Origin of the sequence: Azospirillum sp. Sh1 (genome assembly GCF_008365135.1) — a bacterium.
In the GTDB taxonomy this organism is placed as follows: Bacteria; Pseudomonadota; Alphaproteobacteria; order Azospirillales; family Azospirillaceae; genus Azospirillum; species Azospirillum oryzae.
In genome coordinates this window covers 1-14,841 of sequence record NZ_VTTK01000002.1, presented here as the reverse complement: position 1 = coordinate 14,841, position 14,841 = coordinate 1, and the positions used below count along the sequence as shown (strand labels likewise).

The following is a 14,841-nucleotide window of genomic DNA, read 5'->3' as shown; positions in this document are numbered from 1 at the left end:
ATCCAAGGAACCCGAACCGCATGGCTTCGTGCCACACCCCTCACCCTTCCCGCTTCGCGGGCCCCTTCCCTCTCCCGGGGCGGGAGAGGGAGCAAATTACCGCGCCGCGCGGTTGGCCGCGCTCACCAGCGCCCGCAGCGAGGCGGTGACGATGTCGGCGTCGATGCCGACGCCGAACAGGGTCTTGTCGCCGGTCTTCACCTCGACATAGGCGCAGGCCTGGGCGTCCTCGCCGGAGCCGATGGCGTGCTCGCGGTAGTCGACGACGTGCAGGTCGGTGCCGCAGCCCTGGCGCAGGGCGTCCAGGAAGGCGTCGATCGGGCCGTTGCCCTTGCCCTTGGTGGTGACGATCTCGCCGTTGCGGCGCATCACCACGCTCATGGCGCGGGCGCCGGAGTTCGGGCCGCGCGGCTCGGTCGAATGCTCGACCAGTTCCAGCGGGGTGTCGGCGTCCAGATATTCGGCCTTGAAGGCGGCGTGGATGTCGGCGGGCGACAGCTCCTTGCCGGTTTCGTCGGCGACGCGCTGCACGACCTTGGAGAACTCGATCTGCAGGCGGCGCGGGATCTGCAGGCCGTAGTCCTTTTCCAGCACATAGGCGATGCCGCCCTTGCCGGACTGGCTGTTGATGCGGATCACCGCCTCATAGCTGCGGCCCAAATCCTGCGGGTCGATGGGCAGGTACGGGACCTCCCACTTGCCGGTGTTGGACTTGGTCAGCGCCTTCAGCCCCTTGTTGATCGCGTCCTGGTGCGAGCCGGAGAAGGCGGTGAACACCAGCTCGCCGGCGTAGGGATGGCGCGGATGAACCGGCAACTGCGTGCAGTATTCCGACACGCGGACGATCTCGTTGATATCGTCGATGTTCAGTTCCGGATCGACGCCCTGCGTGAACATGTTCAGCGCCAGGGTGACGACGTCGACGTTGCCGGTGCGCTCGCCGTTGCCGAACAGGGTGCCTTCGACGCGGTCGGCACCGGCCAGCAGCCCCATCTCAGCCGCGGCGACGCCGGTGCCGCGATCGTTGTGCGGGTGCAGCGAGATGATCGCCGATTCGCGGTTCTTCAGGGTGCGGCAGAACCACTCGATCTGGTCGGCGTGCACGTTCGGCATCGACATCTCGACCGTGGCCGGCAGGTTCAGGATGACCTTGTTGGTGGGCGAAGCGCCCCAGGTCTCCATCACCGCCTCGCAGATCTCGACCGCGAAGTCCAGTTCGGTGCCGGTGAAGCTTTCCGGCGAGTACTGCAGGACGATCTCGGTCTCCGGCGTCTCGGCGGCCAGCTGCTTGATCAGCTTGGTGCCGGCGACGGCGATGTCGATGATGCCCTGGCGGTCCAGCCCGAACACCACGCGGCGCTGCAGTTCGGAGGTGGAGTTGTACAGATGGACGATGGCGCGCTTGGCGCCCTTGATGCCGTCGAAGGTGCGGCGGATCAGTTCCTCACGCGATTGGGTCAGCACCTGGATGGTGACGCCGTCGGGGATCTTGCCCTGCTCGATCACTTCGCGGCAGAAGTCGAAATCGGTCTGCGAGGCGGCGGGGAAGCCGACTTCGATCTCCTTGAAGCCCATGCGCAGCAGCAGGTCGAACATCGCGCGCTTGCGGTCCGGCCCCATCGGCTCGATCAGCGCCTGGTTGCCGTCGCGCAGATCGACCGAGCACCACATCGGCGCCTTGTTCAGGGTGCGCGACGGCCACTGGCGGTCGGTCAGCTTCACCTGGGGGAAGGGGGCGTATTTGGACGGGGACTTCGGCAGGGTCGGGATGCCAGCGTTCGTTTGGGTGGCGGTGCTCATGACGTCGTTCGGCTCCACTGGCGGCCTCGGGCCCCGGTTTTCAGTGCGGGCAGGAGGCGGCGGATCGGAATTTGAAAGGCGGAGGGACCGGCGAGGGGTACGGCCGCAGAGCCGCCGGACGTGGCTCAGCGACCGTCGGTAAGTCGCAGTCCCGGCCCCTGCCGGGCGACGCCGATGCCGGCGCCTTTGCAAACATCGCTCATGGAACAGACACTTCGACCGATGGAAACGGGATGAGAACGCGACGAACCCGGACGCTTAAAGCGCCGGGCCGAGAAGTCGAAGAAGGGCGTTCTTGCGGTCGATGGTGTTCATGGGGCGCACTGTGCGCAGGTGCGGCATGGCTGTCAAGCCCGGATTGGCGAAAATCGGACTGCGGGACGCACCAACCATTGCCGCCGTCAGCTCCAGATCAGCCCCAAATCAGCCCCAGATCAAATGGTACAGCGTCGGCAGCAGCAGCGCCGTCGCCAGACCGTTCAGCCCCATGCCCAGCCCGGCGAAGGCACCGGCCACCTCGTTGACCTGCAGGGCGCGCGCGGTGCCGATGCCGTGCGCCGCCACCCCCATCCCGAATCCGCGGGCGCGCCAGTCCTTCACCCGGACAAGGTTCAGCACCCAGGTGCCGAGGCTGGCGGCGACGATGCCGGTGATGATGACGAACACCGCGGTCAGCGACGGCAAGCCGCCGATCTGCTCCGACACGCCCATGGCGATGGGGGAAGTGACGGATTTCGGCGCCATCGACAGGATCGTCACCTTCGTGCCGCCGCAGATCCAGACCAGCGCCACCGCGCTGAGCGCCGACGCCGTGGACCCCACCAGCAGCGCCACCACCAGCGCCAGGGCCGAGCGCCGCACCTCCTGGAACTGGTTGTAGAGCGGGATGGCCAGCGCCACCGTGGCCGGGCCGAGCAGGAAGTGAACGAACTGCGCGCCGTCGAAATAGGTTCGGTAATCGATGCCCGACAGGCTCAGCGTGCCGGCGATCAGGATGACGGCGATCAGCACCGGGTTCAGCACCGGCCGCCGGCCCAGCTTCTCGAACACCCACAGGCCGATCTGGTAGGCGACCAGGGTGAGCGTCAGCCCGGCCAGCGGGCTGGCCGACAGATAGACCCAGATCTGGTGGAGATCGGCGCTCATGTCCGGTCTCCCTTCGCCGAACTCCCGGCCGGCTGCTCTTCCTCCAGCCGCGGATCGCCGCGGCTCAACAGGAAGGCCATCAGCTTGGCGGTCACCGCGATGCCGAACAGGGTGCTGCCGAACAGCGCGACGACGATCGGCAGCGCCTCCGTCTCCAGGCGGGTGACATGCACCATCACACCGACGCCGGCCGGCACGAACAGCAGGGACAGGTGACGCAGAAGCCCGCCCGCGGTGTCCTGGATGGCGGCCGGCACGCCGCCGCGCAGCAGCAGGCCGGCGAACAGCAGCAGCATGCCCAGCACCGGGCCGGGGACCGGCAGGTGCAGCAGGCGGGCGGCCAATTCGCCGGCGAGTTGGCAGAGCAGCAGGAGCGTCAGGGTTCCGAGCATCGCGGACTCCGATGGAAGGGGCGCTGTGCGTCCCTTCTACCGCAGTTGCGAAGGCGCCGGGCTGCAATCCGCGAATGCGAGCCTCGCGAATCGGCGATGAAGCTGACCGGAATGAGAAAGGGGTGTTATTGCAGCTTGGTGCGGGCGTGGAGGCTGCGGCGGACGACGGATTGGGCCTCCACCATCACTTCCTTCTTGCCGAACAGGCGCAGGAAGACGGCGTTGACGGTGGCGTGGGCGCTGACCGTCAGCGTACCGGCGGCCGCGTCCTCGGCGATCGTCAGCGGCGACAGGTGCGAACCCAGGAAGCCGTTGGGAAAGGCCTTGTCGAAGAAACTGCGGATGTGGCCGTCCCGCTGTGAATCGAACATCACGCGGCCGCCGGCCAGGGCGGCGGCATCGACGGCCTGCGACAGCCGTGCCTCCACCGCATAGCTGCGGAGGGCGTCGACGGTGCACCCGGCGCCCAAAGCGGTCGGGATGGCGAGGATCAGCGCCACCACCAGAAGCAGGTGGCGGCCCGTCCGCCGGTCTTCGTGCCCGCCATAGGGCAGGGGACGATAGACCAAAGTCATTGCCGGCCTCCTAAGCAATTGCCTATGCGGAAAGGAGTGTTTTGGTTGGATGCATTACTCTTAGCATCATCCGACAAGCAGGCAAACCAGGAAATGCAGCAAAAGCACAGCAAAAATCGCGTCGCAAATTGCTATGTATTTTACGCAAAGGCGGTAACTCGAATTTGCGTTGGTGCCCGCAAAGGGTAAAGCCATTCACAGCGGGGAAAAAGCGCAGCCTCGACTTTGAAAATGACCCCGATTCGAAATAGAGCCGAGACAAAAGCGGGGCAACCGGCCTTCGATCGAGCGCCGTTAAGGGTTCCTTCGTCCTCTCCGCCGGTAGGCTGACTTCCTGACGCCTTGATCCATGCCGGAGCCGATAGCGATGCCGTTCTTCCAAATCCCGTTTCGCCACCGTTCAGAGGTGCGGCGGCCGGCCCGGCCGCTTGTGGATCATGCCCTGGCGGTTGCGCTGGTGGCGCTGCTGCTGCTCGGGCTGTCGGGGGAGGTTCGCGGCGCGCTGGCCGGTCTCATGGCGCAGGTGGAGGGGGCAAAGGCGGCGGTCGTGGCGCGCTGAACACGCGCGCGGCTTCTCCGTTTCCGTTCTGCCGGCTAGACTCGGCATGCAATGACGGGGAGACGGCCCGATGAAGGGCGGCGTTTGGCGCGTGGTGATGCTTGGTCTGGCGGTGGCGGCGGCCGCGCTGGTCTTTCTCGGCGTGGAAATCACGCAGCTGGCGGCCGACGACCGCACCGCCTTCACCCGCGGGCTGGCGATCTGCGGACTCGGCCTGCTGGCGGTCTGGTTCGTTTTTTCCCGCCTGTCGCGCCATTTCCGCGATCTCGACCGGCTGTCGGACCGCTTGTCCGGCGCCCGCGGCCGGGTGGATCTGGAGCCGATCTCCGGCGGACCGGGCGGCGAGCTGGCGCGCTTGGCCGAAGCGGCGAGCCTGGCCCGTGGAGGCGAGCGCGGGCTTGGCGACGGACCTCTGGGATCAGGACCGCTCGGGGGCGGACGCGCGGACCGGGCGTTGCGGGCGGTGCTGACTTTGGCCAACGATCCCCTGCTGGTCCTCGACGAACTCGGGCGTGTGGAGCAGTTGAACCCTGCCGCCGCACGGCTGCTGGCGGTGGAGGAGGGGGCCGACATCGGCAAGTCCCTGTTTCGCGACGATCTCGCCCGTGCGATGGAGCGGGCGCGCGGCGGTGGCGCCCCCGTCACCGCCGTGCTGCGCCGGATCGAAGATGGCGAGCTGTCGGCGCGGATCGCCGATCTGGGTCTGAGCGCCGGTGCGATCCTGTCCTTCCCCGCCCGCGGCATGGCCCATGCCGCCGGGCTCAGCGGCAAGCGCACGCTCAGCCTGCGGGCGGCCCAGGCCGCCGGCCCGCTCGGTGATGAAGAGCCGCTGGCGGCCCTGCCCTTCGTCGCGCTCTGGGTGGCGACGGCGGGGGTGGAGCCGGACAGCGGCCCGGTGATCGCAATCGGCACCGTGCGGCTCGTGGGGTCGCGCATCTTCCCCACCGTGTCGCTCGCCCTGCTGATCGACCCCATCGATCCCGTTCCGCCCGAGGCGACCGCCCGCCACGGCATCGGCACCGCCATGGTGGCGGGCGAGCGCCCGTTCGCCGCGGTGTGGCCGGCGATCCAGGACGCACTGCACAACTGCATCGCCGTCGGCATCGGAATCGACTCAAGCCTCGCCGCCCTCGCGCGGTCGGCCGCTCAGGCCGGTATCGCCGATCCGGCGCTGCCGCCGTCGCTTGACCTCGGGGGATTGGCGGCGGCGCTGGATCCTGCTTTGGCAGATGCGTCGCCCGACCGGCTGGCCGAGGCTTTCGGCGTGCCCCGCCACCCGCGCAATGCCTCGCAGGAGGAGGGCCCGCAGGGGGAGGCGCTGTTCCAGGCCGAATTGGCCGTGGCGCTGCTGTCCCGCCTGACCGAGCGCGGAATCCTCACCCAGGGGCAGGCGCGGGCGCTGACTGCCGGCGCGGACGGACAAGTCTCCCCGCAAGCCTCTCCTTAAGCGTCTTCCGCCAGCCGGAACCCGCTCACCGACAGCCGGGTCTCCGGCCGCAGATAATGTCGCGTCCAGGGGCCGGCATGGTCGAAGGGCGTCAGACAACTGCCGCCGCGCAGGACCATGCGGTTGACGGCAAGCCGGCCGTTGACCGCCTCGTCCGGGACCGCCTTTTCCGCGCCGTGGGGCCGGCGGTAGCCGGGATATGTCAGGAAGGCGTCGCCGGTCCATTCCCACACGTCGCCGCACATCTGCCAGGGGCCGGTGCCGTGGCAGGTTCCGGCGCGGGGGTGGCGGTGGCCGGTGCCCAACAGATTGCCCATGCTGTCGCAGCCGGCGGCGACCGTCTCCCACTCCGCTTCCCGTGGCAGGCGCTTGCCGGCCCAGCGGGCATAGGCATCGGCCTCGTACCAGCTGACATGGCAAACCGGCTCATCCGGGCCGAGCGGCTGCATGCCGTACAGGGTGAAGACCTGCCAGCGGGCGCCGGACCCGAAGCCGCCGCGCTCCCAATAGAGCGGGGCGCTCCAACCCTCGGCGTGCGCGATCTCCCACCCGTCGGTGAGCCAGAGCGAGCGGTCGCTGTAACCGCCGGCGTCGATGAAGGCCAGGAACTCGCCGCAGGTGACCGGGCGGGCGGCCAGCCGGTAGGGGTCCAGCCAGACGCGGTGGCGCGGCCCCTCATGGTCGAAACCGGGCAGCGGCGCCGGCCTGCCGACCTCGACGAGGCCGCCGGGCTGCTCCAGCCAGCCATCGGGCGGGGCGCCGAGATGCGGGTGGTCCGGCGCCTGTTCATAGGCCGGGCGCAGCGGGTTGCACCACAGGGCATGCTTGATGTGCAGCAGCATCCGCTCCTGATGGCGCCGTTCGTGGGCGATGGCCATCATCAGCGCCGATTCGGCGGCCTCCCATAGCGACTCGTCCAGCGCGTCGATCAAATGCAGCACCGCGCCGTTGATCTGGTCGCGGTGGCGCATGATCTCGGCCGCCGTCGGACGCGACAGAACGCGGGGAGGCGCGGGGCCTCCGTCGGTGCGGGCGGCGAACAGGTCGAGGAAGGCCGGGTCGGTCGGCCGGTAGCCGGGACTGAAGGGAATCAGCACCGCGACCTCGAACAGCCAGCTGGTGTGGGCGAGATGCCATTTCGCCGGCGCGCCGTCCGCTACCGTCTGCACCATCAGGTCTTCCGTCGACAGGGTGGCGACCAGTTCGGCGGTGCGGGCGCGCGCCTTCTGGAAACGGGTGGCGATGGCTTGCCGACGCTCGGTGACGGTTTGGGTGGCGGCCGGGTCGGCATTCTGGATGGGATGTGTGTCGGGCACGAGCGGTCCCTCCGAGATCCGAATCTTTCGGAGAGTGTCCACCCGGAGCGCCTCTTTTGGAATGCATGCATCCGTGGTGTGGCCGTCACCGCAAATAGCGGCTGCGACAGGACGCCGCATCGGTAAAGGCGTGGGAGATGCAGGGTGGCGCGTACGCCGACGACCCAAAACGAAAAGGCCGCCCAAAAAGGCGGCCTTGTTCATTCGAAGCACAGCTCAGTGTCGGACAAGCCTTACTTGATCTTGGCTTCCTTGAACTCGACGTGCTTGCGCGCCACCGGGTCGTACTTGCGGAACGACAGCTTCTCGGTGGTCTTCTTCGGGTTCTTCTTCTTGACGTAGAAGAAACCGGTGTCTGCCGTGCTCACCAGCTTGATGAGGACGGTGTTCTGCTTGGCCATGATCTCGATCCCGACAAAAAATCCGTGCCCCGCCGGCCCGGCGGGGCGGCGTCGTAGCGGCGGAAAATACCGTCTGACGCCGCAATGTCAAGCGTTATGGGCGGTGAAATCGGCGTCCGACGGCAATTGCCACAGCGCCGCCGCCCCGCCGCCGCCCGCTGGCCCGCTCAGCGCTCCGCCACGGTGTTGACCACCGCGGAGGCGACCGCCCGCTGGTACAGCGCCGGTTCCGCCAGCAGCCGCATGGCGACCTGCAGGTCCAGTTCCGGCTCATGCTCCTTCCACGGGCAGGCTTCGCGCAGGGCGTTCAGCGCATGCTCGTCGTCGGCCGCCTTGGACCGCCAACTGGCGATCTGGGCCGGGCGCAGCCGCCCTTCGCGCAGGTCGGACAGCAGCGCCTCCGGGTCGGTCTGGCCGGCCCGGCTGGTGCAGACGGTGGGCTGCACGCCCTGGCGATGCAGGGTGTAGCCGGCCGGCGTGTAGATGCGGCTCCAGGTCAGGAACAGCTCGCCGTCGTTCGGCAGGCGGTTGACCGTCTGGACGCTGCCCTTGCCGTAGCTGGATGCCCCCACCACCACCGCGCGGCCGGAGTCCTGCAGTGCGGACGCCACCACCTCGGCCGACGAGGCGGACCGGCCGTCGACCAGAACCACCAGCGGCAGCCCGTCGAGCAGGTCGTCGGGGTTGGCGTCGAAGCGCTGGCGGCTTTCGGGATTGCGCCCCTCGGTGGAGATGATCCGGCCGCGGCGGATGAACAGGTCGGCGACCGCGACGGCCTGGTCCAGCAGCCCGCCCGGATTGCCGCGCAGGTCCAATACCATGCCCTGCAGCGTCGGGCCGGCCGCCTGCCGGATGGAGGTCACCGCCGACCGCAGGCTGGAGGCCGTGGTGGCGTTGAAGCGGTCGAGCTTGACGATGCCGACGTCGCCGGACAGCGAGTAGGTGACGGTGTTCGGCACCACCCGTTCACGGCGCAGGGGCAGCCGGCGGGGGGCGCCGCCGTCGCGGGCGACGGTGAGGGTGAGCAGGGTACCGGTGGGGCCGCGCAGACGCTCGCGCATGTCCGCCGCGGTCATCCGGGTCGTCAGGTCGCCGTCGATGGCCAGCAGCAGGTCGCCGCCGACGATGCCGGCGCGCTCGGCCGGGCTGTGCGGCATGACGTCGTGCACGGTGACGCGGCCGTTGGCGGCGCTGTCCAGCGAAATTCCGACGCCGCCATAGCCTTCGCGCTGGGCGCGCTCGTTGCTGGCGCGCTGGACGCCGGTATAGCGGGAATAGCCGTCGAGGTCGGCGGTGACGCCGTCGAAGACGACCTGATACAGCCGTTCCGGCGTCGCCTTCGCCAGGATCGGCGAATGGCTGCGGGCGCGGTCGATGATGCGAGTGGTCAGAACCGCCCAGCCGGCGGCATCGCGGTCCGCCGCGGCGCCATATTCCGCTGCCAGCGCGCCCGACACGTACAGGCGTACGGTGTTGCCGGTCTGCTCCACCGCCACCGACGGATCGATGGTGCTCAGTCCCTTCAGCCCGTCCATTCCCAGCCGGTCGAAGGAAACCGGGTCCAGATAGACCTCGGCGATCTTGCCGAAGCCGACGCTGAAGACCTGCTCCGTCACCGGGGGCGGCGGCGCGGCGATCGCGACCTGCGGTTGCCCGGCGAAGGCGGTGGAGGCGAAAAGGGCTGCGGCGGGAAGCTGGAACGCAAGATGGCGGAACGAACGGCTCAGGCGGCGCGCCATGTTCGACATCGCGGGGAAGCGAAGGTGCGGCAAGTCAAAAGGCGGCACTTGGGACGGTGCATTCGGATCGCACACGCCGTGATCGCACAGGTTGTGATCGAACTGGGCCATGGGGCGAACCGCGGCCTCCCTTTCCTGCAGCCGGACCGGACGAGGATGTTGCCGATCCCGGATGGGTGATAGATACACCTTCGTTCAGGAGGCCGGGCGGGACAAAATTACGGGCCGCACCACAATGTCGCAGATTGTCCGATTCTGTGTCGCCAAGGTCACGCTGGTATGGTGGCGATGTGGCCAAAGCTTGGCCGGGCCACGATTCGGCCACATTGCTCAAGCGTTGCCATTGTGCAACGGTGTCGGCGGCTTCCGAGTCGTCAGCCTGAGTCGGCCAGCCGGAAGAGCGTGCTGCCGCTGACCGGATCGGCCTCCACCAGCACCACCTTGACCGGGCCGCTGAGGCGGTACGTCCGCCCTGTACGCTGCCCGACCAGCGCGTGTGCGGCCTCGTCATGATCGTACCTGTCGTCGGGCAGGCTGCTGGCCGGGATCAGGCCGTCGGCACCGCTTTCGTCCAGCCGAACGAACAGCCCGAAGCGGCTGACGCCGGAGATGCGGCCGCTGAAGCGTTCACCCACCCGGTCGGCCAGGAAGGCGGCCGTATAGCGGTCCACCGCGTCGCGCTCCGCCACCGCGGCACGGCGTTCGGTGCCGGACAGATGCTCGCCGATCTCCGCCAGTCGGCCCAACGTCTCGTCGTCCAGCCCGCCGACGCCCAGCCCCAGCGTGCGGATCAGCGCCCGATGGACGATCAGGTCGGCATAGCGGCGGATCGGCGAGGTGAAATGGGCGTAGCGGTGCAGCGCCAGCCCGAAATGGCCGATGTTGTCCGGGCTGTAGGCGGCCTGGGCCTGGGCGCGCAGGATCACCTCGCTGACCAGCGGCGCGTGCGAGGTGCCCTCCACCTTGCGCAGGATGCGGGTGAAATGGCTGGGCGTCAGGTCGGCGCTCTTGACCAGCGGATGCCCAATCTCCGCCAGGAAGCCGCGCAGCGCCTCCATCTTGTCCATCGAGGGACGGTCGTGGATGCGGTAGAGGCCGGGCATGGTGCGCCGTTCCAGCACCTCCGCCGCGGCGACGTTGGCGGCGATCATGAACTCCTCGATCAGCCGGTGGCTGTCGTGGCGTTCGCGTCTGGTGATCTCGGCGACCCGGCCGCGCTCGTCGATCCTCACCCGGCGTTCGGGCAGGTCCAACTCCAGCGTGCCGCGCTTGGCGCGCGCGGCGGCGAGACGGGCGTACGCGCCGAACAGCGGGGCGATCACGCCCTCGGCCAGCGGCGCCGTCACCTCGTCCGGCCGGCCATCGTGGCACTCCTGCACCTGTTCATAGGTCAGCCGCGCCACCGACCGCATGAGTCCGCGCACCAGCCGATGCCGGATCAGCACACCGTTGCGGTCGATCCACAGGTGGAAGGCCAGACAGGCGCGATCTTCTCCCGGCCGGAGCGAGCACAGCCCGTTCGACAGCGCCTCCGGCAGCATCGGCACGACGCGGTCGGGGAAGTACACCGAGTTGCCGCGCTCGTACGCCGTCCGATCGAGCGCCGATCCGGGGCGTACGTAATAGGATACGTCGGCGATGGCGACGATCAGGTGCCAGCCGTCCGGATTCTCCGGATCGCTGTCCGGTTCAGCCCACACCGCGTCGTCGAAGTCGCGGGCGTCGGCGCCGTCGATGGTTACCAGCGGGATGTCGCGCAGATCCTCCCGCTGCATCAGCGCCGGCACCGCCGCCAGTTCCGCCTCGCGCAATGCCGCATGCGGGAAGCCGGTGGGGATGCCGTGGGCGTGGATGGCGATCAGGCTGAAGGCGCGCGGTTCGTCGGTGGAGCCGAGACGCTCCACCACGCGGGCCTGCGGCTGGCCGGCGCGCCCCGCCGGCAGGATGTCGGCAAAGACGAGATCGCCCGGTTCGGCCTCGCCGCGATTGAGCGGCAGCACCAGGAACTCGGTCTTGTGGCGGCGGTCGGTCGGGTGGATGCGCCCGCCATCGGCGCTCGGCCGGTAGACGCCGAGGATGCGGCCCTCGCGCTCGCCGTCTATCCGGCGGATGACGCGGGCCTCGTACAGGCGGTCGTTGATGCGGGCGAGCTTCGCCAGCAGCGTGTCGCCGACCGCCAGCGGCTTGTCCTCGCCCCGCGATCTCTTTTCCGGCAGCAGGAAGATGCGCGGCGGGTCGCCTTCGCCGGTCCAGGTCAGCGGTCGGGCCGACAACTCGCCGTCCGCGTCGGCGCCGGTGACCAGCAGAACGGCGACGGCGGGCAGCGCCTGCGGCGGGGCCATGCGTTTGTTGCGGCCACGCTCCACCGCGCCGTCGGCCTCCAGTTCGCGCAGCAGATCCTTCAGCGTCTCGCGGTCGGCCGATCCGGACAGCTTGAAGGCGCGGGCGATCTCGCGCTTGCCGACCGGGGTGGTGCTCGACCGGATGAAGGCGAGGACGGCGTCCTTGCTGGGGAAATGGCTGTCGGTCACGGGGCGGGGAGTCCGTCGGTTCTTTTCATGGAGTTCGCAATATAGGGATCAGTCCCCGTCGGGGCTCGTCGCCCACGGCCTGCCGGCCATCGCCCGGATGGCGTCGCTGCGTTCCAGCGCCTCGCGGAAGCCGGCAAGGGGGAAACGAACCTCCGTCTTCTCGCCGGCCGGCGACTGGCCGACGATGGAGACTTCCGGCGCCGGTGCCATCTTCTCCACCATGCGGCGGTTGATGTCGGGATCGGTCACGGCGCAGGTGTTGGTCTCGAACCGGTAGGGCTTGCAGGGAGAGTCGGGCTTGAACACCGCCCGGTCGGCCCAGACCCGCACCAGCTTGTCGAGGTCCAGCGATTCGGCATTCACGCGGAAGCGCAGCCCCTCGCGCCATTTTTCGGTCGAACGCAGCCAGACCAGCCGGGCGGTGCGGTCGTTGGTGCCGCGGGCGGTCAGCTCGCACTCCACCTGCCGGTTGGCTGTCCAGAGCTGGCAATAGAGCTTCCAGGACTTGAAGGTTTCGTCGAATTCCCGGAAGGGCCTGTCGTCCGCCACGGCTGCGGGAACTGCGCCGGCAAAGAGAGCGGCCAGCATCGCCAGGGCGAGGATCAGGCGCTGTCCGTGGCGGAGGGCGGGCATGGCGTGGTCACTCCCGCCGTTCGGCCCGGCGCCGCAGCAGATGGTCGGCCAGTACGCAGGCCATCATCGCCTCGCCCACGGGGACGGCGCGGATGCCGACGCAGGGGTCGTGGCGGCCCTTGGTCAGGATGTCGGTGTCGTTGCCGGCGGTGTCGACCGTCTGGCGCGGCGTCAGGATCGAACTGGTCGGCTTGACGGCGAAGCGCAAGACGATGTCCTGCCCGGTGGAGATGCCGCCCAGGATGCCGCCGGCATTGTTGGACAGGAACTGCGGCTGGCCGTCGGGACCCATGCGCATCTCGTCGGCATTCAGCTCGCCGGTCAGTTCCGCGGCGGCGAAGCCGTTGCCGATCTCCACGCCCTTCACCGCGTTGATGGTCATCATCGCGCAGGCGAGGTCGCTGTCCAGCTTGTCATAGAGCGGGTCGCCCAGCCCCACCGGCACGCCGGACGCCACCAGTTCCACCACCGCGCCGACGGACGAGCCGCTCTTGCGGATGCCGTCGAGATACTCGGCCCACTGGGTGGCGGCGACCGGGTCGGGGCAGAAGAAGGGGTTGTTGTCGATCTCCGCCCAATCCCAGCGGCTGCGGTCGATCTTGTGCGGGCCGATCTGCACCAGCGCGCCGCGCACCTGGATGGCGGAGCCCAGCACCTTGCGCGCCACCGCACCCGCGGCGACCCGGCAGGCGGTTTCCCGCGCCGAGGAGCGTCCGCCGCCGCGGTAATCGCGGATGCCGTATTTCTGCCAGTAGGTGTAGTCGGCATGGCCGGGGCGGAATTTGCCGGCGATGTCGCTGTAGTCCTTGGAACGCTGGTCGGTGTTCTCGATCAGCAGCGAGATCGGCGTGCCGGTGGTCTTGCCTTCGAACACGCCGGACAGGATCTTCACCTGATCGGGTTCCTGGCGCTGGGTGGTGTAGCGCGACTGGCCGGGACGGCGCTTGTCCATCCAGGGCTGGATGTCGGTTTCCGCAACGAGGTCGATCAGCGACGGGCAGCCGTCCACGACGACGCCGATGGCCGGGCCGTGGCTCTCGCCCCAGGTGGTGAAGCGGAAAAGCGTGCCGAAGCTGTTGCCGGCCATGGTGACATCCTCCCGAAACGAACCCGCGCCTGTGATTTCACGCATTGTGAAATCGTGTACCAACTGTTCACGCTGTGTGAACTCGCGCGCGTTTCTTGCGGCCTTTCGGCGGCAAGGTCAAGGAAGCGATGAACCGATTTTTAAGGGGAGTTTTTAAAAGAGGAGGATGGTGCTGCCAGAGAGGATTGAACTCTCGACCTCTCCCTTACCAAGGGAGTGCTCTACCACTGAGCTACGGCAGCGCCGGATACGAACGCCTGATGTCAGGATCGGAGGAATGGTGCTGCCAGAGAGGATTGAACTCTCGACCTCTCCCTTACCAAGGGAGTGCTCTACCACTGAGCTACGGCAGCCCCGATAACCGATCATCGCCGGGGCGATGCGTCCGGGTGAGGCGTCCAGGCTTGGCCGCCCCCCGAAGTGGCGCGGGTTATGCCACAGGCCTTTGGGGGATGCAAGCGCTTAAAATCACCCCCGACGATACTTTTTCTGCCGCGGCGGCGGAGCGTCCCCCAAAATGCCTTTCCGGACGGCGCAACCCAACGGGACCGTCATCCCCGCGCAGGCGGGGATCCAGGCGTTCCCAAAGTGAACCTGTTGGAATAGCTGGATTCCCGCCTTCGCGCACTGCTGTCCGGGATTTTCAGGGCTCGGCCAGTTTGAGGCTGAGTTGGCGGTCTGGCGGTCGTTTTTGCGGTGGCCGTGGCCTTGTCGGACAGCGATTGGTGGTGTTGAAAGGCTCGAAAAGTGCAACCTTGAGCCTGACCTTGAGGGCCTTCGCACCGCCAACGTGGTTTTTGGCGTAGGTGTTCTGGAATAGCCGCAACAAGCAGAAGGCAATCAATGCCGTGTAGATCTGAATTCTGACGGCATTCTCTGAGCGACCGAAGAATGTCTTCAGCTTGAGGTTCTGTTTGATCCACTTGAAGAACAACTCAATCTGCCAGCGCTCCTTATAGAGATCGGCAATCTCCTGGGCAGTCCGGTGAAGATCATTGGTGATCAGATGGAGTGGCTCCTTATCCGGGCGCGCCACCACCACTTCACGAAGTTCAGTGTCATAGAGCGGGTTGGTCGCGCCGCCACGCGGCTTCTTGTGGCCGATCTTCACCCGGCGGTCCGCTTCGATGTTGTCGCCAACCGCCTCGACGGTTCGCTCCACCCGGCGGCGGGCATTGCTCTTCAGCCGGGTCACGAACAGCGCCCCTGCCATGG

At 68.0% G+C, this 14,841-nt stretch carries 13 protein-coding genes and 2 tRNA genes; 2 read left to right on the top strand and 13 right to left on the bottom strand.

Going from position 1 to position 14,841, the window contains the following annotated elements; translation table 11 throughout:
- Positions 1–96: 96 nt before the first annotated feature.
- The 4 genes from leuA to FZ029_RS02760 form a co-directional block, all read right to left on the bottom strand.
- On the bottom strand, positions 97–1,761 hold the full coding sequence (gene leuA / locus FZ029_RS02775; RefSeq protein WP_188051813.1) for a 2-isopropylmalate synthase: 1,665 nt from the start codon (positions 1,759–1,761) through the stop codon (positions 97–99).
- Between the two features lie 462 nt (positions 1,762–2,223).
- On the bottom strand, positions 2,224–2,946 hold the full coding sequence (locus FZ029_RS02770) for an LrgB family protein (protein WP_149198122.1): 723 nt from the start codon (positions 2,944–2,946) through the stop codon (positions 2,224–2,226).
- On the bottom strand, positions 2,943–3,338 hold the full coding sequence (locus tag FZ029_RS02765; protein ID WP_149267927.1) for a CidA/LrgA family protein: 396 nt from the start codon (positions 3,336–3,338) through the stop codon (positions 2,943–2,945). Before FZ029_RS02765 ends, FZ029_RS02770 begins: the two co-directional genes overlap by 4 nt.
- Before the next feature lie 125 nt (positions 3,339–3,463).
- Complete coding sequence (locus FZ029_RS02760) at positions 3,464–3,913, bottom strand: hypothetical protein (RefSeq protein ID WP_149267926.1); 450 nt, start codon at positions 3,911–3,913, stop codon at positions 3,464–3,466.
- Positions 3,914–4,280: 367 nt separating this feature from the next.
- Here FZ029_RS02760 and FZ029_RS02755 point away from each other — a divergent pair, with 367 nt between their 5' ends.
- Positions 4,281–4,472 carry a hypothetical protein gene (locus tag FZ029_RS02755; RefSeq protein ID WP_149267925.1) on the top strand — a complete coding sequence of 64 codons (192 nt, stop codon included), beginning with the start codon at positions 4,281–4,283 and terminating at the stop codon, positions 4,470–4,472.
- A 70-nt stretch (positions 4,473–4,542) separates the two neighbouring features.
- Positions 4,543–5,919, top strand: a complete 1,377-nt coding sequence (locus FZ029_RS02750) for a PAS domain-containing protein (protein WP_149267924.1) — start codon at positions 4,543–4,545, stop codon at positions 5,917–5,919.
- Here the strand turns inward: FZ029_RS02750 and egtB are convergent.
- The 9 genes from egtB to FZ029_RS02705 all read right to left on the bottom strand — a co-directional run bounded on the left by egtB (position 5,916) and on the right by FZ029_RS02705 (position 14,839).
- Positions 5,916–7,235 carry an ergothioneine biosynthesis protein EgtB gene (gene egtB / locus FZ029_RS02745; RefSeq protein WP_247892118.1) on the bottom strand — a complete coding sequence of 440 codons (1,320 nt, stop codon included), beginning with the start codon at positions 7,233–7,235 and terminating at the stop codon, positions 5,916–5,918. The genes FZ029_RS02750 and egtB overlap by 4 nt on opposite strands.
- Before the next feature lie 233 nt (positions 7,236–7,468).
- Entirely contained in the window at positions 7,469–7,636 is a 168-nt protein-coding gene (gene rpmG, locus FZ029_RS02740) for a 50S ribosomal protein L33 (RefSeq protein WP_012974790.1), read from the bottom strand.
- A 167-nt stretch (positions 7,637–7,803) separates the two neighbouring features.
- Positions 7,804–9,375 (bottom strand): S41 family peptidase, encoded by a 1,572-nt coding sequence (locus FZ029_RS02735; protein WP_247892117.1) that lies wholly within the window; start codon positions 9,373–9,375, stop codon positions 7,804–7,806.
- Between the two features lie 374 nt (positions 9,376–9,749).
- On the bottom strand, positions 9,750–11,906 hold the full coding sequence (gene rnr, locus FZ029_RS02730) for a ribonuclease R (protein WP_149267921.1): 2,157 nt from the start codon (positions 11,904–11,906) through the stop codon (positions 9,750–9,752).
- 48 nt (positions 11,907–11,954) lie between these two features.
- Complete coding sequence (locus FZ029_RS02725) at positions 11,955–12,539, bottom strand: hypothetical protein (protein WP_149267920.1); 585 nt, start codon at positions 12,537–12,539, stop codon at positions 11,955–11,957.
- A gap of 7 nt (positions 12,540–12,546) precedes the next feature.
- A complete protein-coding gene (aroC, locus tag FZ029_RS02720; RefSeq protein WP_149198131.1) occupies positions 12,547–13,626 on the bottom strand; it encodes a chorismate synthase in 1,080 nt (359 codons plus the stop codon).
- A 167-nt stretch (positions 13,627–13,793) separates the two neighbouring features.
- Positions 13,794–13,868: transfer RNA gene (locus FZ029_RS02715), tRNA-Thr, on the bottom strand.
- 36 nt (positions 13,869–13,904) lie between these two features.
- Positions 13,905–13,979: transfer RNA gene (locus FZ029_RS02710), tRNA-Thr, on the bottom strand.
- Positions 13,980–14,269: 290 nt separating this feature from the next.
- A complete protein-coding gene (locus tag FZ029_RS02705) occupies positions 14,270–14,839 on the bottom strand; it encodes a transposase (RefSeq protein WP_149267919.1) in 570 nt (189 codons plus the stop codon).
- Positions 14,840–14,841 lie beyond the last annotated feature (2 nt).